The organism is Acidovorax sp. AC410 (assembly GCF_979253235.1).
Window position 1 is genome coordinate 4,962,505 of sequence record NZ_CEEDCG010000001.1, and the last position, 22,393, is coordinate 4,984,897.

Below are 22,393 nucleotides of genomic sequence, written 5' to 3' on the forward strand. Positions count from 1 at the left end.
CATGCCTTCTCTTTCGTCCCCTCCGGCCGCTACAGCGTCACCCGCCTTCGTCCCCGAGACCCGCTTCGGCCTGTGGTTCCTGTCTACCGCGACCTGGCGCGTGCATGTGCTGCAGCGCGCCCTCAACGACCTGCAGCGCCTGGCACCCGACCTGCCCAAGGGCGGTGCGGTGCTGGACATCGGTACCGGCCTGGGCCACTCCATCCCGGAGCTGGCGGAGCGCTTTCGCCCCAGCCAGATCCATGCCCTCGATCCCGAGCCGGACTTTGCCGCGCGCAGCGCAGCGATGCGCCAGACGGTCAGCCCCCCCGTCACGCTGCACCACGCGCATGCCGAGCACATCCCGCTGCCCGACGCATCGGTGGACCTGGTGCTGTGCCACCAGACCCTGCACCACATCGTGGACCAGCAGGCCGCGCTGGCCGAGATCTTTCGTGTGCTCAAGCCGGGCGGCCACCTGCTGCTGGCCGAGAGCACCCGCGCGTACATCCACAGCCTGGCCATCCGGCTGCTGTTTCGCCACCCCATGCATGTGCAGCGCAGCGCGCCAGAGTTTTTGGCGATGCTGGGCGAAGCCGGTTTCGAGGTGAAGCCCGAGCACATCAGCATGCCCTACCTGTGGTGGAGCCGCAAAGACCTGGGCGCCCTGGAATGGATGGGCTTTGGCGTGCCCAAGGAGCGCGAGGAAACCCTGCTCAATGCAGTAGCGCGCAAACCGCTTTGAGGAGCTGACCACCATGCAGATCAAACTCGCCAGCGTCCTCGTGGACGACCAGGAAAAGGCCCTGAAGTTCTATACGACCCAGCTTGGGTTCGTGAAGGACAAGGACATCCCCATGGGCACGTTCCGCTGGCTCACCGTCCACTCGCCCGACGGGGTCGAGGGCGTTGAGCTGGTGCTTGAACCCATGGCGTTTCCGCCCTCGGCCGTGTACCAGCGTGCGCTGTTCGAGGCGGGCATCCCGGCCACGGCCTTTATCACCAAGGACCTGGCGGGCGACTACGCGCGGCTCAAGGCCAATGGCGTGCAGTTTCGTAGCGAGCCGATGCGCGCGGGGCCGATCACGATGGTGCTGCTGGAGGATACCTGCGGTAATCTGATCAATCTGGTGCAGCCGGACGAGTGATGCACATCAGGTGACAGCAGGAGTGCTCGGAGAGGGGAAGTCACCCAGCTGGGGTCAATGTTTTCCAGCTTCCTGCCGATCTTCAACAAGCTTTAGCAGAAGGGAAATCTCCGGCCGACCAGACCAGCTTCCCAAGGTGTACGAGAGGCCGTAACAAGAAATGAACATGGCGGGCCACAGCACCGCCACCGACAGCCCCGACCAATACTGCCAAATGGTGTAGGTGATCAATCCAAGGGAGAAAAGCAGAATGACAACGCGCGTAAAGCGCCAATTGGTATGTTGGCTGCGCAAATGAGCAACCATCTTTTCTTCTTCTTGGGTGATTTGCATACTGAGTATTCCTCATAGTCCTGTGCCAAAGATCCACGGTCGGATCTTGCCATCAGGGATGCCTGTTTCAGTCAATCAACCGCTGAAAACTGGCTGGGTCCGGCCCCACACGATTCAGCCCAGCGCCTTGATCACCGCCGCATGCGCCATCGCCAGCTCGGGCGACGTATGGAAGTGCCGCTGGTAGTGCGCCGAGAAATCCGCCTCGGCCGAATGCTCGAGCTTGAGCATCTCGCGCACGCGGCCTGCCACGATGTGGGGCGCCTCGGCGGCGTCGGCGTTGTCGGGCTCCAGGGCCTCGTCGAGCATCACGATCAGGCGGCTCAGCGGCTCCAGCCAGCGCATGGACTCGGCATAGGCCATGACCTGCAGGAACTCGCCGGCCGACTGGCGGCCGTGGACCTTTTCATAGTCGCGCCGCTCCAGCTCGATCAGGTGGCGGTGCAGCGCCAGCAGGGCGGTGCGCAGTGCGGCGCATTGTTCGGGGGTGGCGGAGGTGGTGGTCATGGGCAGATGGTGGTGGGAGCGGAGTCCGCCGATGATCGCACGGCCCCGCTTTGCCGAGCTGGTGCAAACAGGCCAGCGTGCAGTTGAACGCAGCAGAGCTGCAAAGCTGCAAAGCTGCAGAAGGGGCCGTTCAGTGGAGATGGTGCAAAAGGCGCGGCTTTTGTCCTTTTTGGCCCCTGTGTCATCCGCCGCCGCATCTGTGGCGTTGCTGTAGGCAGGTTCTATGATCACGCGGCTTGGGCGCGCAGTGGGCCAGGCACACACCATACCGATGAGAGGGAGAGCAATGCAGGGACTTGCGAGAAATCTGGCCATGGCCACCATGGCGCTGTGCGCCGCTGCGGCCTTTGCCCAGCAGGCTACGAACATGGAGGCCATGAACCGGGGCGTGTTTTCCGACACGCCTGCGCCGCCCCTGCCCGCGCAAAGCGGCACCACCAAGGACGCTGCGGCCAAGAAGCGAGGCGCTCTGCAGCCGGGCACCGGTGATTTCTACCGCTTTGCCAAGATCGAGGCAACGCCGGTCAGCCAGGAGGCCGGCCCGATGGATCTGCGGCGCTGGACGCTGTCGGCCCTGGTGAGCAAGGCCACGGGCGACGTCGACTTCTACGTGAACCACTACGAGATCTACCGCGCCAGCTCCTGGAAGGCGCTGTCCGTGGCGCAGACGGACGCGGGCGAGGGCCTCAAGCTCGGGCGCCTCGCCGCACGGGTGGTGTCGTGCCGCAACGGCTGCTCCTACGCGGAAGAAATTTTCATCGACCTCACGCCCGCCGCCGTGGAGCGGGCCCGCATGCAGCCCCTGCGGATACAGCTGTCGGGCCTGGGCGCCAACCCCACCCTGATCGAAGTCGATGCGCAGACGGTGAACGACCTGGTGGCCAAGGCCAGCGTGGAGGCCGACAAGTACCGCCGGGTGGGTGCGCCGGCGGCGGCGCTACCCACGCCTTCCGCCGCGCCTGCCGCCGTGCCTGCCCCCGCTACGGCCCCTGCCACCCCGGCCCTGGTGGCCGATGAGCTGCAAAAGCTCGCCAGGCTCCGGGCCGATGGCACCATCACCGAGCAGGAGTTTCAGGGCCTCAAGGCGAAGCTGCTGGCGAGGTGAGTTGTATGCCGCGTGGGCGCAAGGGATCCGTCGCGCGTCTGCCCGGCAAGGTGGTCGGGGCCCACGCCCCTGCGATGCGCCGCAAGCCCTAATTTTTTGAAAGCGATTTCTGAAATGTCCTTGTACTCCAATTCGATTCTCTACCCGGATATCCCGCAAAGCCTCATGGAGGCAGCTCCTGTGCTGAGCTTCAGCGTGTATGTGCCGTCCTTCAGCTATACCCCGTGGGACTACCAGGCCAAGGCTTCGGACGACGGCGACTTTCGCATACCCAACGTCTACAAGTTCACTGCGAAGGAAAGCTCGGTCTACGACATCTTCAGCACGTCCTTCTTTGATCCGACCGGCTTGAGGATTTACGACAAGGACGGGCACGTCATCGCCACCAACCTTGAAAGCGAGGACCCCGATTCCTCGGCCACCTCGTCCAGTGACGTCATCTGGGACTGGCGGCCTCCGTATTCGGGTGTGTTCTATGTGGAACCCAAGTGGAACAAGGGCGTCTACCACACCTACACCAGTTTGTCGGTCTATGAGGACGTGAATCCCTCCGCACCGGCGCCTGCACCCGCGCCGGCCCCAGCCCCGGCACCCGCACCGGCAGCCGCTTCGGTGATCTTGCCCGCCGTGCTGATGGCACCCGCGCCACGCCCCGAGCCGACTTCGCCGGCCGCCAACGCCGTCAACGGCACGGACGGTGCCGACACCCTCAAGGGCGGCAACGGCATGGACCATATTGCGGCCGGCAATGGCAACGACACCGTGAGCGCCGGCCTGGGCAATGACTTCGTGCTCGGCGGTGCGGGCAACGACACGCTGGACGGCGGCGCGGGTATCGACACGGCGCAGTACGCTGGCGCCTACACGGCCTATGCCGTGACGGTGGACCCGGTCAGCAATACCATCAAGGTGGTGCACAACGCTGGCGGTGCCGATGGCACGGACGTGACCTCGAACTTCGAGTTCTACCAGTTTGGCGACAAGCTCGTTTCTGCATCGCAGCTGGCCTTGCTCAATGCCCCGCAGACCAAGGGAACGGATGCCAACAATGCCCTGGCCGGCACGGCGGCAGCCGACGCGATCTTTGCGGGTAAGGGCGATGACACCGTGGTTGCCGGTGCCGGCAATGACCTGATCGTTGCTGGCAAAGGCAAGAACTCTGTGAACGGCGGGGCCGGCATCGACACTGTGTTCGTCGACACGGCTTCGGGCAACGCCAGGATCACCAAGCAGGGCGCCACAGGCGCCGAGGTGGTGACCGGCACGGAGACCACGTCGCTGAGCAACGTGGGCCGCCTCCAGCTCAAGGACAAGTACGTGGTGCTCGACCTGGAACCCGGCACTTCCGGCAACATGGCGGCACTGCTGGCCTACACGCTCAAGGGCAGCGCCGGGCTCAAGGATGCCGACCTGCTGGCCAAGACCCTGCTGCCCCTGTTCGACAGCGGCTTCTCGGTGGCCGATGTGAGCTCCTACCTCATCGATTCGGGCTACATGGCCGGGCTGGCCGGCGGCACGTCGAACGCGCAGTTCGTCGCCACGCTGTTCAAGGCAGTCACCGGGATCACCGCCGACAGTGCCACCGTGGCCATCTTCGAGGCGCTGATCACCAGCGGTGCTTACACCCAGGCCACGATGCTGGCCGGCGTGGCGCAGCTGGAGCTGGTGGGCACGGTTGCCAACCTGCCGCAGTACGCCAGCACGGGGTTGGCGTTGGGCCTCTGATCCGGGCCGGCACCGATGCAGGCACCTTCCAGCACACTCCCCGCGGACGATGCAGGCCGGCAGCTGCTTGCAGCGCTGGAGGCGGCGCTGCGGCAGCAGGGGCCTGCAGGCGCGCGGCACCTGCTGCGCCAGTTTCTCTCTGACAACCATGGCCGCCTGGACCAGGCACAACTGCCCGGCTGGATCCAGTATGGCCAGCGCTATGCCGAGCCCTGGTGGGCGCCCCAGGTGTCGCGCCATGCCATCCTGGCCAGGTCGGCTGCGGGCGATGCCGCGTTCTTTCGCGCATCGTTCGGGCAAAGCGCCTTCACCACCCTCTACAACCGGCAGCAGCCCTGGCGCGGTGATCTGGAGCGCGCGCTGGGCAATGCCTGCCTGTCGCACTTCGAGGATGCGGGCAGCATCCACTGGACGGTGCGGGACGGCCGCAGCCAGCACCCCGTGGGCCTGGCCTCGCTGTCCGGCTACAGCCGAGACAACGCCCGCGCCGAGGTCTCGCTGGGCTTTCCCGGCGAGGTGCCTGCCAGCACCGTGCTGGCCGCCAGCCTGCTGGTGCTGCGCTTTGCCTTTTCGGTCGCCAAGCTCAACAAGCTGACCTCGTATGTCTACGAGGACAACGGCCATGCGCGCGATTTCACCAGGAACTTCGGCTTTGCCCACGAGGGTTTTCTGGCCGACCACTACTTCCTGCCGCCCTTTGGCTTTGTGGGGGTGAATGTGTTCGGGCTGACCCGCAAGAGTCTGCAGGAGAACGCGCGCCTGCGCCGGTTGTCGCTGCGCATGGGGGTGGGCGAACCCATCGAGCGGCAGCTCGACCCCATGCTGTGGATCAACGCGGGCTGATGGCGCCACTGCCTGCCAACCCCATGGCAAAGGTGCCTCGGGTCGCGACCGGGACCGTGCGGGTCATTGATTGATTGCGCCAGCCCCACCTGCCCCTATGATCCGGGGATGGCAGAAGTTTGCATTTTCCATCCCTCAGACCGTTGCACAGTGCTCTCGCAGGGCGCAGCGGATGGAATGCTGCCAGCGCGAAAGAGGGCGGAAACCTAGCATGCCGTCCCCGGTGCCCCCCGTGGTGCCCAAGCGTCTCAGTACCTTTCCGACGTTGTGGGCGTTTCTGTTCAGCCGCCAGCGCTTCGCCAACATGGCGGCCGCGCATGACCTGGCCATCATCATCCAGCCCGCAGACCAGCTGGCGCGCTACAACGCGGGCGCATGGAGCACCGGCACCGAGCTGGAGGCCATGCGCCAGGCATCGCTCGCGCGCCTGCTGCGCACGCGCACCCAGTTCTGGCGCTCGGGCCTGGCCATCGTGGGGGTGTTCATGCTGCTGGTCATCATGTACTCGGGCCTGGGCCGGCCACTGGAGCTGGTCTTTCCGGACGACATGGGCAAGGTCCTGGCCGCCCTGGGCGCCATCTTCGCCACCTGGGGCTCGGTGATCCAGCTCACGGGCGTGGAGTCGTGGTCCGGCGAAAGCGCGGACGAAAAGCTGCGCAGCATGCTGTTCCAGACCATGTTCGTGCTGGGCGGGGCGTTTGCGCTGATCGGGGTGCTGTGGTGATGCCCAGCCGTTTGTGACCTCCGCCCTCAAGTAGCCCGCCCTGTGCGGGCTTTTTTTTGCTGTTTCCTTGGGGTAATGGAGGCCTTGCCCGCGCATATATGCGGACCCTGTGCGGCCGGCCGGCCTGGGCAGACAGTGGCGATCCGATCCACTTGTTCCCGCCGAAGGGCCGCCGATGAACCTTTTCCAGCTGGCCTGGCCTGGCGCTGCCGATGACCAGGAGGATATGTCCGAGCAGCAGGTCATCACGTCGGCCCACGCCTGGCGCGGCGCCGGTGGAGGGCGGGGGGCTGCTTCAGGCATGCGGCTTGATACCGACGCTGGCCAGCGCGAACTGGCGCTGGAGCAGGAGGTGCAGCGGCTTGTGGAGATCAACCCTGCCAGCCGTGAGAGGCTGCGCGCGCTGGCGCAGTTCAACCTGTCCCAGCCTGCCATCGAGCACAAGCCTGCGGACCGGGAGGCGCAGTACATGGCGCTGGGCTATGCGGCTGCCGATGCCGCTGGCAACGCGCGCTTCGACGCCAATCTGGAACAGCGCCTGAATGCGCGGACGCAAAAGGCGCGCCCCGACGCCGTGACAGGCGAGCGCATCGTGCAGCGCTACAGCCCCAATTCTGAGCGCGAGCGCGTGGCCGCCGAAGAAAAGGAAATGCGTGCCTTGCGCGCCGATGCCCGCCAGCGCGCCGCAGCGCAGGAGATACCGTCCGTCATACGAGGGCTGGCGCAGGGGGCGGGTGGGCTCTATGCCACCGCCATGGGCGCGGCCGGCCTGGCGGGTGAATTGACCGGTAGCGAGGATCTGCGGGATTGGGGTCTGGAGGGCTACCGGGAGACCATGCGCGGCGTCAACAACATCAGCCTTGCGCCGACCTTCACCGGTATTCGCAGCACAGGCGATGCGTTGGAGTGGGCGTTGGAAAACAGCGGCTACGCGGGCTTTCAGGCGGCAACCACCATTCTCTCGGCCGGCATGGGCGGCCTGATTGCCAACACGGTGGGCAAGAAGGCCCTGGGAGAGGTTGTTGGCATTGCCTTGAACAGCACGATGCAGACCTTTGGCTCTGTCTACGCCGATGCGGCCGAGGAGGCGCGCAGGACTGGCAAGCTGCTCGACCTGCCAACGATGCTGACCGGTGCCACGGTCTCCACGGCCATCGACACGCTCGCGAACAGGATCGGCCTGGATGCCTTGACCGCCAAGACCTTCAAGGGGAATGCACTGGAGCGCCTGGGCAAGTCCATGGGCACCCAGATGGCCGTGCAGGGCGGTACCGAGGCTGTGCAGCGTGTGCCCGAGGAGTGGGGGGCCGGCCGTGATCCGTATGGCCAGGGCCAGGTGGCTCAGTACCTCGACGAAGCTGCTGCAGGCGCACTGTTCGGCATTGCGTCGGGCGCCAGGGGGCGAAGGCGCCCCGGGAGTGTCGATGCTGTGGCGTCCGTTTCTGCAGACGATGTTCCCGGAGGTGATATTCCGCCCGAGACGCCGTATCAGCCATCGCCGCACCTGCCTGCCCCCGAGCGTGAGAGTTCGGCAGGACCGAAGGAGTTGGGTGGCCATGGCCGCAGTCGGCACGGTGGTCCCAATGAAGCACAAGGTCGTGAGGCAGGCTGGCCACGTACCGACGATCTGCCCTTCGAGGCGCCGCAGGCTGCGACAGCGAGCGCCATGAAGTCTACGCCTGTGCAGGCGGATTTGGTGCAACGGGAGCGGGGCGCGCAAGACTCGCCGTCTGCAATGGCCGCCATATCCCGGATGGAGGTGCTGGACAGCGGTACCTTGGCCGTGCGGGGGGACCCCGTCCTCGTAGGTGAAGCACTTCAGCAGGCGGGAATAGCGCTCTCGGATATCTTTGCAAGTCCAGGCGGGGTGATGGTGGAGCCAGGCAGCGCGAGGCGAGCGCAGGAGGTTTTGTCGTTGTTGCCTGGGAAGCTTCTTGCCAGCAGGCAAGAGGTGTCTGAGCCGGCCGAACGCTCCTTCGATCCGTTGGGCGGCGCCGACGGTGCTGCACCGGCGTTGCCAACGCGCATGAAGTTGCTCAGCGAAGGGACCCTGTCGGTGGTGAGCAACGGGCAGTCGGCATTGGCACGGCTGAGAAAGGCTGGAATCCCCGAAGGCGATCTTCTCGAGATGCCTGGCAACCAGCTGCATGTGGCACCACGCAGCGCGTCGCGTGCAAAGAAAGTGCTGGCTCAGGAACAAGACGTCCCATTACCCGCCTTTGCGGAAAGGGCTGCGCCCCTTGGCGCGCAGGTGGCGGAATCCATGCAGTCCGGCATGGCTGGTGCGTATGCTGGATCGGAAGATCTCGCGATGCCGGATGTGGGCGATAGAACAGGCCCATCGATTGAAAGCGGTGAGGCGCAAGCCGATTCTCGCAAGGCGTTGTGGCCCAAGATGGGGGCTGACGGATTGCCCTGGGCTTCCCACGCCTACACGGTAGCTTTCGAGATGAAGTTGAAGCTGGAGGACTTTGGAAGAAGCCGGGCGGTGCATTTCAATCGCGCCAATGCGGCCCTTGATGGCGCCTTTGTTCTCGATCCTGAGTTTGCACAGATGATGGAGCGGCTGATCCCGGGTGTGATGGGTGCAGTGTCATCGACGGGGGGGCGCAAAACTCCTGCGGGTTGGGTGTGGGAGCATGCCTCCAGGTCGGCTGCTCATGGCGAGGCCGGTGTGATGCGCTTGGTCCCTCAGGAGCAACACACCCCTGGCTCGCCATTTTGGCGAGCTCTTCACCCCGACGATGGAGCTCGGGGTGGCTATTCGGAATGGGCAATCCCTGCGGGCGCGCCAGCCAACAAAAAGAAAAAGCCGAAAAACCGTGGAGAAGGGCCAGTCAATGGCCAGGCTTTGCCGGAAAGATAGTAAAAACAAGGCTCCGCTCACGACAGAGCTGAACCCCGATAAACCCAAGGAGGATTGAGATGGATCGCTACGCAGGCAAGCCCTTTCTGAGGCTGCTGGACAGCTATTTTCTGGACGTGATCGGCCAGTTGGGAGAGGCACAGAACGCTGCGTTGGTTGCCATGCAGCCGCGACTGGCCGCAGTGTACCGCGATCAGGGGTCGTGGCAGGAGATCGTGGCCAGGCAGATGGATTTTCCACCGGGCGTGACCGATCGGGTGCAGATGTTCTGGAGGAGCTACCAGGAGGTATGCCAGATCGACCGGCTGCAGCCCGATGCGCTCGCCTTTGTGGAGTCTTTCGTCAGCCAGAATTTTCCCGACATCTGATGGGAATCCGATAAATCAAGCCCGCCGAGTGCGGGCTTTTTTTTCGCTTGGCGTGCCGTGAAACACCACCATCCTCATCACTCCTCTCGACTTGGCGGGCCTTTGAAACGGCGGCATATATGCCACCCCTTCAGCGCGGTCGCCTCTTCGCGGACATTGCTTTCACGGGCGATGTGCCCGGTGTCAGCAACCACCACTGCCTCTGGCCCGCGCGGGCCATGCCGAAGAAGGATAGACCGCACCATGAACGCCACCGACAGCAGCAACAGCAACAGCAACCACTCCACCTCCGCCGCCAGCCTGGAACCCGGCGAGGGCGCCGCCAGCGCAATGGATGCCGAGGACCAGATGGCACAGGCGCTGGATGCGCTGCGCCAGGAGCGTGTGGAAACGGGTGGTGATGCCCAGGTGCAGGTGCTCACCGCCGCCATGCCGGCAGGCCCCGACGGGGGCACGCCCGCAGCAGCGGCGATGGGCGCCGAAGCCACAGGCACCGATGCAGCGCAGACCCGTGCGCGCGCACCTGCATCCAGCGCCGCGCAGCACACCGAAAGGGCCGGCAACCCCGACCCCGCCGAGCTGCTGCGCCGCACGCAGGAAGAGCTGCACAAGGCGCGCAGCGAGATGGGCCGCGTGGGCCAGCTCAACCGCTACCTGAACCAGGCGCGGGCCGAGCGCGACCGCCTGCTGCAGGAGAACACCCAGCTCAAGGGCAGCGGCAAGGCCGCGCCGGGCGCTGCCGCGGATGGATCCGCCGCCGCAGCCCGGCTGGCCGAGCTGTCCCAGAAGGTGCAGCAGTTCCCCGAGCTGCATGGGCTGGTGGGCGCCGTGCAGCAGGCCCTGCAGGCCGTGGATGCGCAGGCCGCGACGGTGGCCGAGCAGACCGCCGCCCGCATGGTCGAGCCGCTGCACGGCCTGCGCGCCGAGCAGGAGCAGCGCGCGCAGGAGCAACGCAGCGCCGCCTACGAGGCCGCGATGCAGACCTTCCAATCCACCTACCCGAATGCGGTGGAGGTGGTGCGCAGCACGGACTTCAGCGCCTGGATCCACACCCAGCCGCAGCCCATTCAGGCGGCCTTCTACCAGGGGCAGGACCCGGGCGAGGCCATCGCGGTGATGGACGCCTACGACGCGCACCTGCGCCGCGCAGGCCGTGCGCCCATTGCCCACTACCCCCAGCAGCCGGCCGCCCAGCGCGCGAGCGCCAATGCCGCGCGGCTGCAGTCGGCGGCGGGCCTGCCTTCGCGCGCCAGCGGCGCCAAGGGCGGGCTACCCCCTGAGGACGACTTCGAGGCGTCGCTGGACTTCTTTCGGCGCCAGCGCCTGACGCGCGCCGGCTGACGCAAGGCCCGGCGCCCCCACGCGCTCCATAGACGGCGCTGCGGCCACCTGCAGCGCACGGACACCCACACCCAATTTTCCCGATGAGGAGCAATCGATATGACCGTTTACGGTGACATCACCCCCCGTACCGCCGCCTATGCGGTGGACAAGATGCTGGAGCGCGCCCAGCCCTCCCTGAACATGGCCAAGTTTGCCGTGGTGACTGCCGTGCCCAAGGGCAAGACCAAGGTGGTCAAGTGGCGCCGCTATGGCCGCCTGGCGCCCACCACCACGCCGCTGACCGAGGGCGTGACGCCCGTGCAGGGCAACATCACCAGCACCGACGTGTCGGCCAACCTGGAGCAGTATGGCCAGCGCGTGCAGATCACCGACGTGATCGCCGACACGCACGAAGACCCGGTGCTCAGCGAACTGAGCGCATCGCTGGGCGAAACCGCGGGCCAGACGCAGGAGCTGATCCTGTACAACACCATCAAGGCCGGCACGCAGGTGCTGTACGCCAACGGCGTGGCGCGCAACACGGTGAACACGACCATGACGGCCAACGTGGCGCGCCGGGCCATCCGCCAGCTCAAGGCGCAGGACGCGCGGGCGCTGACCACCGTGCTCAACGCCACCGACGGCGTGGGCACGCTGCCCATCCCGCCGTGCTACGTCTGCTTCGTGCACCCCAACGTGGAGATGGACCTGCAGAACCCCGCGTTCTTCCCGGCCGGCTACACGCGCATCCAGAACTACGGCACCTTCAAGCCGCTGTGCGAGAACGAGATCGGCTCGTTCGAGAACATCCGCTTCGTCTCGTCCACGTTGTACGCGCCGCTGGTCAACGCCGGCAATGCCACGCTGAACGGCATGCTGGGCGGCACGGCGGTGGATGTGTACCAGTCGGTCATCGTCGGCAAGGAGGCTTATGCCACGGTGAACCTGTCGGCATCGGGCTCGGGCCTCACACCCATCGTGGTCAACCCCAAGCCCAGCGACAGCGACCCCATGGGCCAGCGCGGGCATGTGGCTTTCAAGATGTGGTCGGCCGCGGCGATCCTGAACGACGCCTGGATGACGCGCATCGAGCACGGCGTGTCCGCCTGACCTTCGCTTCACATCGCAACCCAGGGGCCTGCAAGCCGCCGGCCCCTTCCTTTGAAGGAACACCCCCATGGCAAAAGCACAACCCAAGGCCGCCGCATTGGCCGAACCCACCGCAGGCACCGACACCGACATCGACGTGGCCGTGCAGCAGCACGGCTTCTCGGGACAGACCTGCGAGATCAAGCTCTTCAAGGGCGAGCTGCACGAGCCGCAGCAGCCGTTCTTCGGGCTCAACAACTACCAAATCCAGATCCAGCGCGAGCGCTGGGTGCGCGTGCCGGTGGAGATGGCCGACCACATCGAAGGCCTGGCCTACACGGTGCGCGAGGCCGACCCCGAAGAGCCCGAGAACATCGACAGGATGCGCTGGGTCGAAAAGCCCCGCTTCCCCTTGCAACGCAAAAGCTGAGCGGGGAGGGCGCGCACCATGAACTTTTTGCAACTGGCCCGGGCCGTCAAGCGCGAGAGCGGCCTGTCCGGCGGCCCGCCGGCCTCGGCCACCACGGCCAGTGGCGACGATGCCCGCGTGTTCGAGTGGGTGAACTGGGCCTGGCGCGACATCGCGCTGGCGCACGAGTCCTGGCTGTTTCGCCGCGGCGAGGCGCTGGGCCAGGTGGCCGCAGGCGCGATGCTGATGGTGCCCGAGGCGGCGGCTCCGGGCTTTGCCCTGGCCGACTTTGCCGCCTGGAAGCCTGCGGCCGACGGCTACCGCCCCAGCGCCTGGCGCGTGGCCGACGGGCAGGTGAGCGAGCATGCGCTGGCCTGGCTCGACTACGAGGCGTTTCGCCAGCGCTTTCTGACCGGCACGCACGTGCCGGGCGCGCTGCAGCACTGGAGCATGGCACCCGGTGGCGAGCTGCTGGTAGGGCCCACGCCCGACGCGGCGCACATGGTGCGCGCAGCCTACGTGAAGGATGTGGTGGACATGGTGCTCGACGCCGATGAACCGGCCCTGCCGGCGCGCTTTCACAACCTCATCGGCTGGCGCGCGCTGCGCGAGTACGGCGGCTTCGACGCGGCCAGCGAGGTCTACCAGCGCGCCGAGCAGAACTACAGCATGGGCTTCTCGGCGCTGGCGCAATCGCAGCTGCCACGCCCGGGTTTCGGTGCGAGGCCCTTGGCATGAAGGGCGAAGTGCGCATGCCTGCGCTCAAGACCCAGTACTTCCCGCTCGCCGGCGGGCTCGATGCAGAGTCGGCGCAGCTCACGCTGCGCCCCGGCATGGTGACGGGTGCGATCAACTACGAAAGCTCGGCGCTGGAAGGCTATGAGCGCATCGGCGGTTACGAGCGTTTCGACGGCCGGCCCCGGCCCAGCGATGCGGCCTACAAGTGCCTGCGCGCCGCCACCACCTTCACGGGCGTGGCCGTGGGGCAGACGGTGGTGGGCGCCACCTCGGGCGCCACGGCACTGGTGCTGTTGCTGCGCAGTGCGGCGCAGATGGTGGTGACCAAGCTCACGGGGGTGTTCGCCGTGGGCGAGGCGCTCACGGTGGCGGGCAACCCGGTGGGTGTGTTCGATGGCGATGCTTCGGACATCGATGGCTTCGACGACAACGCCTTTGCGGCAATGGCTGCCGACCACTACCGCGCGGCCATTGGCGCCGTGCCGGGGGCGGGGCCGATCCGGGGCATCGCCGTATTGAACGGCACGGTCTACGCCTGGCGCGACAACGTGGCGGCCACCGCCTGCAGCATCTACAAGGGCTCGGCCACCGGCTGGGCACTGGTGTTCCCCTGCTACGAGCTGGCGTTTACCAGTGGCAGCGGCGTGGAGCCGGCGGTGGGTGCCAACATCACCAAGGGGGCCGTGTCGGCCCTGGTCAAGCGCGTGGTGGTGGAGTCGGGCACCTGGCAGGCCGGCACGGCCCGGGGGCGCTTCATCGTCACCGCGCCCTCGGGCGGGCCGTTCACCGCGGGGGCCTTCACGGCCGGGGTGACGGCGGTGGCCGGTGGTGCCGAGGCGGCCATCACCCTGCTGCCCGGCGGCCGGCTCGACGCCGTGGTGTACAACTTCAACGGCCGGGCCGGGCAGCAGCGCATCTACGGCGCCGATGGCGTGAACCGCGGCTTCGAGTTCGACGGCGAGGTGCTGGTGCCCCTGGCCACCGGCATGGCGGTGGACAAGCCGGTGCATTGCGTGGCGCACAAGAACCATTTGTTCTTCAGCTTCGAGGGCTCGGTGCAGCACAGCGCCGTGGGCGACCCCTGCCGCTGGTCCGCCGTGGTGGGCGCCGCCGAGATTGCGGCGGGCGACGTGGTCACGGGCTTCCAGGTGCTGCCGTCGGACGCCGAGGGCGGCGCGCTCATGGTGTTTGCCGCCGAGCGCACCTGGGTGCTGTACGGCAGCAGCAGCGCGGACTGGCGCTTCGTGAACTTTGCCGACGACGTGGGCGCCCAGCGCGGCAGCGTGCAGAACCTGGGGCGCGTGCTGGTGTTCGACACCCTGGGCGTGGCCGTGGTCAGCGCCACGCAGGCCTTCGGCAACTTCGAGCGGCTGCCGCTGTCCTCGCGCATCCAGCGGTTGCTCAAGGCGCGGCAGGTCACGGCCTCGGTGGTCAACCGGGCCGACAAGCGCATGCGCCTGTTCTTCGCCACGGGCGAGAGCCTGAGCGTCACGCCCATCCCCACGGCGGATGGCGGCAGCGCGCTGGCCTTCATGCCCATCGACTACGGCCGCACGGTGCGCTGCACCTGCGACGCGGTAGTGGGTGGCGAGCACCGCAACTTCTTCGGCAGCGACGACGGTTTCGTCTACGAGGCCGATCGGGGCCGCAGCTTCGATGGAGCGCAGATCCAGGCCTACCTGCGCCTGGCCTTCAACCACACCAAAAGCCCGATGGAGAAAAAACGCTTTCGCCGCGTGGACCTGGAGAGCAAGAACCGCAGCGCCTGCCGCCTGCTGGTGCAGGGCGAGTACAGCCTGGGCAAGCCCGAGGTGGGCCTGACCGACGTGGTGGGCGTGCTGCAGAACGCCGGCGGTGCCTACTACAGCGTGAGCAACTACGGCCAGAGCTACTACAGCGTGCCCGCCAACACGCTCTCCAAGGTGCGGCTGGACGGCGTGGGCACCGACCTGAGCCTGAACATCGTGAGCACCGCGCGCGACGAGCTGCCGCACACCCTGCAGAGCGTGTCGGTGGTGTACACGCCGCGGCGCCTGGACCGATAGCCCGCCGATAGCCCCGATAGAGCCAGCCACCAAGGAGTACAACACCCATGGCCAACACCTTCTACCACCGCGTCTTCAACCCGCTGCCCGGCCAGCGCGTGGACGAACAGGTCCTCAAGGACGAGTTCCAGCGCATCGAACTGGGCTTCGACGGCGTGGCCGGCCAGGCCGGCCAGCTCGCCACCGGCCTGGCCACCAAGGCCAACCTGGCCGGCGGCAATGCCTTCACGGGCGAACAATCCATCGCCGGCCATCTGGCCGTGAGCGGCACGGTCAGCGCCGCCACACCGCTGCCCCCGGGCGACAACAGCCAGGCCCTGGCCAGCACGAACTGGGTGCAGGCCTGGGTCAGCGCCCAGGCCGGCGGCACCCTGGGCCTGCCCGTGGCGCCGGTGCAGCCCCGGCCGCTGGCGCTGTTCGTGATTGCCGGCGTGCACCAGTGGGCGCCGGTGCAGTCGCGCAGCAAGGTTTTCTTTCTTTCAGGAGCTTGATCAACATGGCCAACGGACGCCTTTTTGCACTGGACCTGGCTGCGGCCACGGCCACCACCCTCTACCAGCCGGCCACGCAGACCGCCACGCTCACGCTGTCGCTGGTCAACCGCAACACCTGGGCCGTGCTGGCGCGCGTGGCCCTGGCCGCTGCGGCCGCGCCCACCGACGCGGAGTGGATCGAGTACGACGTGTACCTGCCGCCCTCGGGCGTGCTGGAGCGCACGGCCATCGTCGTCGGGCCGGGCCAGTACCTGGTGGCGCGGGCCAGCGCGGCCGGGGTGTCGGCCGTGGGCTTCGGGTTTGAGGAGTAGGGCAGGACACCCGGGTGCTGTCGCCAGGATACAACGCTGGGCGGCACCCCCCATTTGGGTGAATTCCTTGTAACCCTTTGTATGGGCGTGTGCTGGCCCGGAGGGCGCTTGTTTGTGTGTATATGTAACCGTAAAACTGTCGCCGCCAGGGGGGTTTCTGAGATAATTGGCCGGTGTGTGCCGTACACACGCTAACCAATGAAATCAGGAGAGGGCCGTGCGCGCTGCGTTCGCCGTTCGGGCGTGGGCTGCGATAGCACCGGGCCTGCAAAGTCAGGAGCAATGGCTGCAATGGGCCAAGGCCCCGGTGTGCCCCGTGGGGGATACCGCCGTCGAGCTGCCCCACGTGCCCGCGATGGCGCGGCGCCGCCTGGGCCACCTGGCGAAGATGGCCGTCTTTGTGGCCGACAGCGTGTTGCCGCCCGAAGAGGGCGCCGACATCCCCGTGGTCTGGGCCTCGCGCTATGGCGACGCCGACAAGGCACTGTCCCTGCTGCGCTCGCAGGCCCTGGATGAACCCCTGTCGCCTACCGCCTTCGGCCTGTCGGTACACAACGCCGTGGGGGCCCAGCACTCCATCCTGCGCGGCATGCGCGCCAATGCGGTCTGCGTCGCATCCTCGCACTGCGTGCCCGAGGCCGGCATCGTCGAGGCCGTGGGCCTCCTGAACGACGCGCAGCCCGCGGGCAGTGGGGTGCTGCTGGTCTGCTACGACGAGCTGCTGCCGCCCGACTATGCCGTGTTCCACGACGAGCCTGCGGCTGAATACGCCTGGGCCGCCTTGCTGGCGCCCCTGCAGGCGGGCGAAGCAGGTTTCGTGCTGCAGGCCCTCGACGACGGTGCGCCGCAGGGCCAAGGCCAGGCCGGCAGCTTGCCGCATGGGCTCGATGCACTGCACTTTCTGCTGCAGGGCGAGCGGCAGCACCTGGTGCATGGCCATGCATCGGGCCAATGGATGTGGGAGCGCGTGCATGCTTGAAGCCATCAACCGGGCCTGGCGCATCGTGGCCACGGGTTTCTGTTTTTCCGTGTTCGGCCTGGGCGGCATCGTGCTGGGTATCGTGGTGTGCCCCGTGGCCATGCTCTTCGTGCGCGGGGCCGCGCGCCAGCAGCAGCTGTCGCAGACCATCATCCACCACTGCTTTCGCGGCTTCGTGGGGCTCATGAACTGGGTGGGCGTGATCTCCTACGAGGTGCATGGCGCCGAGCGCCTGCAGCGCCGGGGCCTGCTGATCCTGGCCAACCACCCCTCGCTGATCGACGTGGTGTTCCTGATCTCCTTCGTGCGCCATGCGGACTGCATCGTCAAGGCTGCGCTGGCACGCAACCCCTTCACGCGCGGCCCGATCCGGGCGGCGGGCTTCATCACCAACGGCGATGGCGCCGGGCTGCTGGAAGACTGCGTGCGTTCGCTCAAGGACGGCAACAACCTCATCATCTTCCCGGAGGGCACGCGCACCCCGCTGCAGGGCGCCAACCGGCTGCAGCGCGGGGCCGCCCACGTGGCGGTGCGCGGGCGCATCGACATCACGCCCGTGCACATCCACAGCAGCCTGCCCATGCTGACCAAGGGCACGCCGTGGTGGAAGGTGCCCGTGCGCAAACCGCACTTCACCATCGAGGTGCGGCCCGACATCGCGGTGGAAGAATTCTGTGACTCGGCCGCCAGCGACTCCCTGGCTGCGCGCCACGTGACCGAGCACCTGTCCGTACAACTTTTCAAGGGGCCTGCCAGTGCTTCAACTTGAGCAAGAAATCAAAGAAATCATCATCTCCTCGCTCGCGCTGGAAGACATCGCGCCCGAGGACATCGATCCCGCAGCGCCGCTGTTCGTCGAGGGCCTGGGCCTCGACTCCATCGACGCGCTGGAGCTGGGCCTGGCCTTGCAAAAGCGCTATGGCCTGAGCATGTCGGCCGACTCGGATCAGACGCGCAAGCACTTTGGCAGCGTGCAGGCGCTGGCCGCCTTCGTGGCCGCCAGTCGCACGCACTGAAGCAGGCGGCATTCACGGAAATCCAACATGAACAAAGAAGCCATCTACGAACGCATCGCCGCCATCCTGCAGGAGACGTTTGAAATCGACGCCGCCCGCATCACGCCCGAGGCCCGCCTGTACGACGACCTGGACATCGACAGCATCGATGCCGTGGACCTGATCGTGCAGCTCAAGCCCTGGGTGGGTAAGCGCCTGAACGCCGACGCCTTCAAGTCGGTGCGCACCGTGCAGGACGTGGTCGACGCGCTGCACCGGTTGGTGAACGACGCTGCCGCCGCCACCTGAGCGCACGGGCAAGCTGCCAGCCACCATGCACAAGCTTGTGACCGCCGTGCTGGTGGTGCTGACGGTGCTGTACCCGCTGGGCGTGTACCTGGCCATGGGCCACGTGGCGCCGCAGTGGCTGGCCGTGCTGCTGGTGGCGCTGGCCGTGGCGCGCGCCGTGGTCACGCGCCAGCGCTTTTGGTGGGCCGTGGCCTCGGGCGCGGCGGTGCTGGCCCTGGCCGCCTGGTGGCAGGGCGATGCGCTGGCCGTCAAGCTCTACCCGGTGCTGGTCAACGCCGTGCTGCTGGTGGTGTTCATGGTGAGCCTGCGCCACCCGCCCACGGTGATCGAGCGCCTGGCCCGGCTGACCGACCCCGACCTGCCTGCGTCCGGCGTACGCTACACCCGCAAGGTGACCGCCGTGTGGTGCGTGTTCTTCGTGGCCAACGGCGCGGCAGCGGCCTACACCGCCGCCTTCAGCAGCGATGCCACCTGGGCGCTGTACAACGGGCTCATCGCCTATGTGCTGATGGGCTGCCTGATGGGCAGCGAGTGGCTTGTGCGCCAGTGGGTGAAACGCCGCGGTGCCATGGCTTGATTTTGAATTTTCCGTCTCTGTCCAACAACTCCAAGAACGAGTCGAGCAAGGTGAAACCATTTACAGCATTGTCCGACGTGGCATTGCCGCAGGCCCGCGCGGCTGCGCACGCGCTTGCGGCCACGGGCGGCCGCACGGTGCAGCACGCCGACTGGGTGCTTTCCGTGCAGGCCTGGTGCGCCGCCTTCCAGAAGGTGCAGGGCGCCGAGGTGGGCCTGTATTTCGACGACCCGCTGGCCTTTGCCGCAGCCCTGTGGGGCGCCTGGCATGCCGGCAAGACCCCGGTGCTGGCCAGCGACCTGCAGCCGCACACCCTGGCGCACCTGCTGCCCCAGGTGCAGGCCTGCGCGGGCCTGCTGCCCGGTGCCTTGCAGCCCGACACAGCGGCGGCCTCGGCCGTGGTGCTGCAGCCCCTGTCGCTGCGCGCTGCCCAGGTGGTGCTGTTCACTTCGGGCTCCACGGGCGCGCCCGAGCGCATCGTCAAATACCTGTCGCAGCTTGATGCCGAAGTGCATGCGCTGCAGGCGGTGTTCGGCCCCCTGATCGATGCGCCCGGTCTGCGCACGCTGGCCACCGTGTCGCACCAGCATATCTACGGCCTGCTGTTCCGCGTGCTGTGGCCGCTGGCCGCGGGCCGGCCCCTGGGCACCGCGTTCCTGCGCTACCCCGAGGAGCTGGTGGCGCAGCTGTCGCAGCCAGGTCCTTGCGTATTGATCTCCAGCCCGGCCATGCTCAGCCGCCTGCCGGATGCGCTCGACTGGGCGGCGGCTTCCCAGGGCCTGCGCGGCATCTTCTCGTCGGGTGGCCCCTTGCCACCCGAGGCCTCGGCCCATGCCCTGGCGCTGCTTGGCCATTCCACGACCGAAGTCTTCGGCAGCTCCGAGACCGGCGGCATCGCCTGGCGGCGCCGGGCCGAGCAGGGCGATGCCTGGCAACCCCTGCCAGGCGTGCAGGTGCGCCTGGCCGACAGCGGCTGCCTGTCGGTGCGCTCGGGCCACCTGCCCGATGCCGACGCCTGGTGGGAGACCGCCGACCGCGCGCTGCCGCAGGACGGCGGTGCCGGCTTCGTGCTGCAGGGCCGGGCCGACCGCATCGTGAAGATCGCCGAAAAGCGCATCTCGCTGACCGCCATGGAAAACGCGCTGCTGGCCAGCGACTGGGTGGCCGCAGCCCGGGCCGTGGTGCTCGAAGCGCCGCCCGCCGCCGACCGCGTGGGCATGGTGCTGGCGCTCAGCGACGCCGGCTGGCTGGCGCTGCAGCAGCAAGGCCGCCGCACCCTGGGCGCTGCGCTGCGCGCGCTGCTCGAGCCTTGCGTGGACCGCGTGGCCTTGCCGCGCAGCTGGCGCTATGTGGCCCGCCTGCCGCAGAACGCGCAGGGCAAGACCACGCAGCACGACCTGCTGGCGCTGTTTCGCCCGCTCATGCCGCAGCCGCAATGGACGGAACGCGGCGAGCTGCGGGCCACGGCCACGCTGCAGGTGGATGCCGGGCTGCGCGTGCTGGAGGGGCATTTCCCCGGCGCCCCCATCGTGCCCGGCGTGGCGCAGCTGCACTGGGTGGTGACCCTGGGCACGCAGGCCTTCGGCATTCCGGCGGCCTTCCTGCGGGCCGAGGTGGTCAAGTTCCAGCAACCCATCCTGCCCGGTGCCAGCGTGCAGGTGCAGCTGCAATGGGTGCCCGACAAGGGCCACCTGCAGTTCTCGCTGACCTCCCACCGGGGCCCGCACGCCAGTGGCCGCCTGGTGCAGGGAGGTGTGGCATGACGTACGCCGCATTCAACCCCGTCGCCATCATCCCCGTCTACAACCACCCCACCACCATCGGCGCCATGGTGCAGGGGGTGCTGGCAGCGGGCCTGCACTGCATCCTGGTGGACGACGGCTCCGAGCCCGGCTGCGCCGCCGTGCTCGACGCGCTGGCCGTGCAGCAAGGCACGCAGGTCACGCTGCTGCGCCTGCCGCAGAACCAGGGCAAGGGCGGTGCCGTGATGACCGGCATGCGCCATGCGCTGGCCGCGGGCCACAGCCATGCGCTGCAGATCGATGCCGACGGCCAGCACGCCGTGGCCGACATCCCGGCCTTCGTCGCGTTGGCCCGGGCGCAGCCCGGCGCCATGGTCTGCGGCGCGCCGCGCTACGACGCCAGCGTGCCCAAGGCGCGCCTGTACGGGCGCTATGCCACGCACGTGTGGGTGTGGATCAACACCTTGTCGCTGGACATCGAGGACTCGATGTGCGGCTTTCGCGTCTACCCGCTGCGCGAGGCCATCGGCGTGATGGACGGCGCGCGCATCGGCAAGCACATGGAGTTCGACACCGAGATCCTTGTGCGCATGCACTGGAAGGGCGTGCCCTTCATCACCCAGCGCACGGCCGTGACCTACCCGCAGGACGGGCTCTCGCATTTTCGCGTGTGGCGCGACAACGTTCTCATCTCGGGCATGCACACGCGGCTGTTCGGCGGCATGCTGCTGCGCAGCCCCCTGCTGCTGGCGCGCAAGCTCGTGGGGCGGCGCCGTACCGGGCAGGCGGCATGACGGCACCGGCGCCCGACGCCAAGGCTGCTGCCGCAGCGGCCGACGTGCCGCACTGGGCGCAGATGGGCGAGAACACCTTCGTCGCGGGCATGTGGTTCATGGTGCAGGTACACCGCTTCCTGGGGCGCTGGCCCTTTCTGCTGTGCCTGTACCCCATCGTCGCCTACTACTGGCTGGCCAGCCCGGTGGCGCGCCGCTCATCGCTGCAGTACCTGCAGCGCATGCAGGCGGCCCACGGCCTGTGGCCCCGCATGCCGGGTTGGCGCCAAAGCCAGCGGCACTTTCGCATGTTTGCAGAGGTGATCCTGGACAAGCTGCTGGCGCTGACCGGCCGCTACCGTTTCGACCGCGTGGCCTTTACCGGGCGAGAAGGGTTCAATGCGCTGCTCCAGCAACAGGGCCGGGGCGCCGTGGTGGTCACTGCGCACATGGGCTGCATCGAGCTGTGCCGGGCGATTGCCGAGCGGCACGCGGGCCTGCGCCTGAGCATCCTCGTACACACGGCCCATGCCGAGCGCTTCAACCGCGTGCTGCAGCGCCTGGCACCCGACAGCGGCGTGCAGCTGCTGCAGGTGACCGAGTTCAACGCCGCCACGGCCATGATGCTCAGCGAGCGCGTGGCGCGCGGCGAGCTCATCGCCATCGCCGGCGACCGCGTACCCGTGCGCGAGGGCCGCATCACGCATGCCAACTTCCTCGGGCACCAGGCGCCTTTCCCCTGCGGGCCTTACATCCTCGCCTCGGTGCTCGAATGCCCGCTGTACTTCATGGGCTGCGTACACGATGGTGCCAGCTATGCCGTGGAGTTCGTGCCGCTGGCCGAGCGCGTGCTGTTGCCGCGCGCCCGGCGCGAGCAGGCGCTGGCCGAGTACGCGGGCCTGTTCGCGCAGCAGCTCGAACGCATGCTGCGCAAGGCGCCCTACGACTGGTTCAATTTTTTCCCCTTCTGGGACCAGGGCGCGCCCGCGCGCCCTGCGCACACTGCATGAT

25 protein-coding genes are annotated in these 22,393 nt (G+C 67.5%); 23 read left to right on the forward strand and 2 right to left on the reverse strand.

Annotated features, from left to right (window positions below):
- Window position 1 precedes the first annotated feature (1 nt).
- Together AC0IZS_RS22880 and AC0IZS_RS22885 are read left to right on the forward strand one after the other, a co-directional pair.
- Window positions 2-724, forward strand: a complete 723-nt coding sequence (locus tag AC0IZS_RS22880) for a class I SAM-dependent methyltransferase (protein ID WP_471637749.1) — start codon at window positions 2-4, stop codon at window positions 722-724.
- Window positions 725-737: 13 nt separating this feature from the next.
- On the forward strand, window positions 738-1,127 hold the full coding sequence (locus tag AC0IZS_RS22885; RefSeq protein ID WP_471637750.1) for a VOC family protein: 390 nt from the start codon (window positions 738-740) through the stop codon (window positions 1,125-1,127).
- Window positions 1,128-1,181: 54 nt separating this feature from the next.
- Here the strand turns inward: AC0IZS_RS22885 and AC0IZS_RS22890 are convergent, their stop codons facing one another.
- Window positions 1,182-1,460: a hypothetical protein gene (locus AC0IZS_RS22890; protein WP_471637751.1), complete on the reverse strand. Its 279-nt coding sequence runs from the start codon at window positions 1,458-1,460 to the stop codon at window positions 1,182-1,184.
- 114 nt (window positions 1,461-1,574) lie between these two features.
- Complete coding sequence (locus tag AC0IZS_RS22895; protein WP_471637752.1) at window positions 1,575-1,967, reverse strand: hypothetical protein; 393 nt, start codon at window positions 1,965-1,967, stop codon at window positions 1,575-1,577.
- A 313-nt stretch (window positions 1,968-2,280) separates the two neighbouring features.
- Between AC0IZS_RS22895 and AC0IZS_RS22900 the strand changes: the two genes are divergently transcribed.
- The 21 genes from AC0IZS_RS22900 (at window position 2,281) to AC0IZS_RS23000 (ending at window position 22,392) form a co-directional block, all read left to right on the forward strand.
- Entirely contained in the window at window positions 2,281-3,072 is a 792-nt protein-coding gene (locus tag AC0IZS_RS22900) for an SHOCT domain-containing protein (RefSeq protein ID WP_471637753.1), read from the forward strand.
- Window positions 3,073-3,237: 165 nt separating this feature from the next.
- Complete coding sequence (locus AC0IZS_RS22905) at window positions 3,238-4,797, forward strand: hypothetical protein (protein ID WP_471637754.1); 1,560 nt, start codon at window positions 3,238-3,240, stop codon at window positions 4,795-4,797.
- A gap of 15 nt (window positions 4,798-4,812) precedes the next feature.
- On the forward strand, window positions 4,813-5,640 hold the full coding sequence (locus AC0IZS_RS22910; RefSeq protein ID WP_471637755.1) for a GNAT family N-acetyltransferase: 828 nt from the start codon (window positions 4,813-4,815) through the stop codon (window positions 5,638-5,640).
- Window positions 5,641-5,851: 211 nt separating this feature from the next.
- The gene (locus AC0IZS_RS22915; protein WP_428001175.1) at window positions 5,852-6,364 is read left to right on the forward strand and encodes a hypothetical protein; all 513 of its coding nucleotides are present in this window, start codon (window positions 5,852-5,854) and stop codon (window positions 6,362-6,364) included.
- A 175-nt stretch (window positions 6,365-6,539) separates the two neighbouring features.
- On the forward strand, window positions 6,540-9,230 hold the full coding sequence (locus AC0IZS_RS22920) for a hypothetical protein (protein ID WP_471637756.1): 2,691 nt from the start codon (window positions 6,540-6,542) through the stop codon (window positions 9,228-9,230).
- Window positions 9,231-9,289: 59 nt separating this feature from the next.
- The gene (locus AC0IZS_RS22925; protein WP_057203386.1) at window positions 9,290-9,598 is read left to right on the forward strand and encodes a hypothetical protein; all 309 of its coding nucleotides are present in this window, start codon (window positions 9,290-9,292) and stop codon (window positions 9,596-9,598) included.
- Between the two features lie 243 nt (window positions 9,599-9,841).
- A complete protein-coding gene (locus AC0IZS_RS22930; protein WP_471637757.1) occupies window positions 9,842-10,939 on the forward strand; it encodes a hypothetical protein in 1,098 nt (365 codons plus the stop codon).
- A 99-nt stretch (window positions 10,940-11,038) separates the two neighbouring features.
- Complete coding sequence (locus AC0IZS_RS22935; RefSeq protein ID WP_057203384.1) at window positions 11,039-12,031, forward strand: N4-gp56 family major capsid protein; 993 nt, start codon at window positions 11,039-11,041, stop codon at window positions 12,029-12,031.
- Between the two features lie 67 nt (window positions 12,032-12,098).
- Complete coding sequence (locus AC0IZS_RS22940; protein WP_436178027.1) at window positions 12,099-12,440, forward strand: hypothetical protein; 342 nt, start codon at window positions 12,099-12,101, stop codon at window positions 12,438-12,440.
- Window positions 12,441-12,458: 18 nt separating this feature from the next.
- Window positions 12,459-13,157: a hypothetical protein gene (locus AC0IZS_RS22945; RefSeq protein WP_471637758.1), complete on the forward strand. Its 699-nt coding sequence runs from the start codon at window positions 12,459-12,461 to the stop codon at window positions 13,155-13,157.
- The gene (locus AC0IZS_RS22950; RefSeq protein ID WP_471637759.1) at window positions 13,154-15,202 is read left to right on the forward strand and encodes a hypothetical protein; all 2,049 of its coding nucleotides are present in this window, start codon (window positions 13,154-13,156) and stop codon (window positions 15,200-15,202) included. The genes AC0IZS_RS22945 and AC0IZS_RS22950 overlap by 4 nt, the downstream gene beginning before the upstream one ends.
- Window positions 15,203-15,249: 47 nt before the next feature.
- A complete protein-coding gene (locus AC0IZS_RS22955; RefSeq protein WP_471637760.1) occupies window positions 15,250-15,693 on the forward strand; it encodes a hypothetical protein in 444 nt (147 codons plus the stop codon).
- Between the two features lie 5 nt (window positions 15,694-15,698).
- On the forward strand, window positions 15,699-16,007 hold the full coding sequence (locus AC0IZS_RS22960) for a hypothetical protein (protein ID WP_471637761.1): 309 nt from the start codon (window positions 15,699-15,701) through the stop codon (window positions 16,005-16,007).
- A 217-nt stretch (window positions 16,008-16,224) separates the two neighbouring features.
- On the forward strand, window positions 16,225-16,986 hold the full coding sequence (locus AC0IZS_RS22965; RefSeq protein ID WP_471637762.1) for a beta-ketoacyl synthase chain length factor: 762 nt from the start codon (window positions 16,225-16,227) through the stop codon (window positions 16,984-16,986).
- Window positions 16,979-17,755, forward strand: a complete 777-nt coding sequence (locus AC0IZS_RS22970) for a lysophospholipid acyltransferase family protein (RefSeq protein WP_471637763.1) — start codon at window positions 16,979-16,981, stop codon at window positions 17,753-17,755. Before AC0IZS_RS22965 ends, AC0IZS_RS22970 begins: the two co-directional genes overlap by 8 nt.
- Window positions 17,742-18,002 (forward strand): phosphopantetheine-binding protein, encoded by a 261-nt coding sequence (locus AC0IZS_RS22975; protein WP_471637764.1) that lies wholly within the window; start codon window positions 17,742-17,744, stop codon window positions 18,000-18,002. Before AC0IZS_RS22970 ends, AC0IZS_RS22975 begins: the two co-directional genes overlap by 14 nt.
- 27 nt (window positions 18,003-18,029) lie before the next feature.
- Window positions 18,030-18,290 (forward strand): acyl carrier protein, encoded by a 261-nt coding sequence (locus AC0IZS_RS22980; protein WP_471637765.1) that lies wholly within the window; start codon window positions 18,030-18,032, stop codon window positions 18,288-18,290.
- 25 nt (window positions 18,291-18,315) lie between these two features.
- The gene (locus AC0IZS_RS22985) at window positions 18,316-18,867 is read left to right on the forward strand and encodes a COG4648 family protein (RefSeq protein ID WP_471637766.1); all 552 of its coding nucleotides are present in this window, start codon (window positions 18,316-18,318) and stop codon (window positions 18,865-18,867) included.
- A 50-nt stretch (window positions 18,868-18,917) separates the two neighbouring features.
- Complete coding sequence (locus tag AC0IZS_RS22990; protein WP_471637767.1) at window positions 18,918-20,630, forward strand: ApeI family dehydratase; 1,713 nt, start codon at window positions 18,918-18,920, stop codon at window positions 20,628-20,630.
- Window positions 20,627-21,403 carry a glycosyltransferase family 2 protein gene (locus tag AC0IZS_RS22995; protein WP_471637768.1) on the forward strand — a complete coding sequence of 259 codons (777 nt, stop codon included), beginning with the start codon at window positions 20,627-20,629 and terminating at the stop codon, window positions 21,401-21,403. Before AC0IZS_RS22990 ends, AC0IZS_RS22995 begins: the two co-directional genes overlap by 4 nt.
- Window positions 21,400-22,392, forward strand: a complete 993-nt coding sequence (locus AC0IZS_RS23000; RefSeq protein ID WP_471637769.1) for an LpxL/LpxP family acyltransferase — start codon at window positions 21,400-21,402, stop codon at window positions 22,390-22,392. The genes AC0IZS_RS22995 and AC0IZS_RS23000 overlap by 4 nt, the downstream gene beginning before the upstream one ends.
- Window position 22,393: the final 1 nt, after the last annotated feature.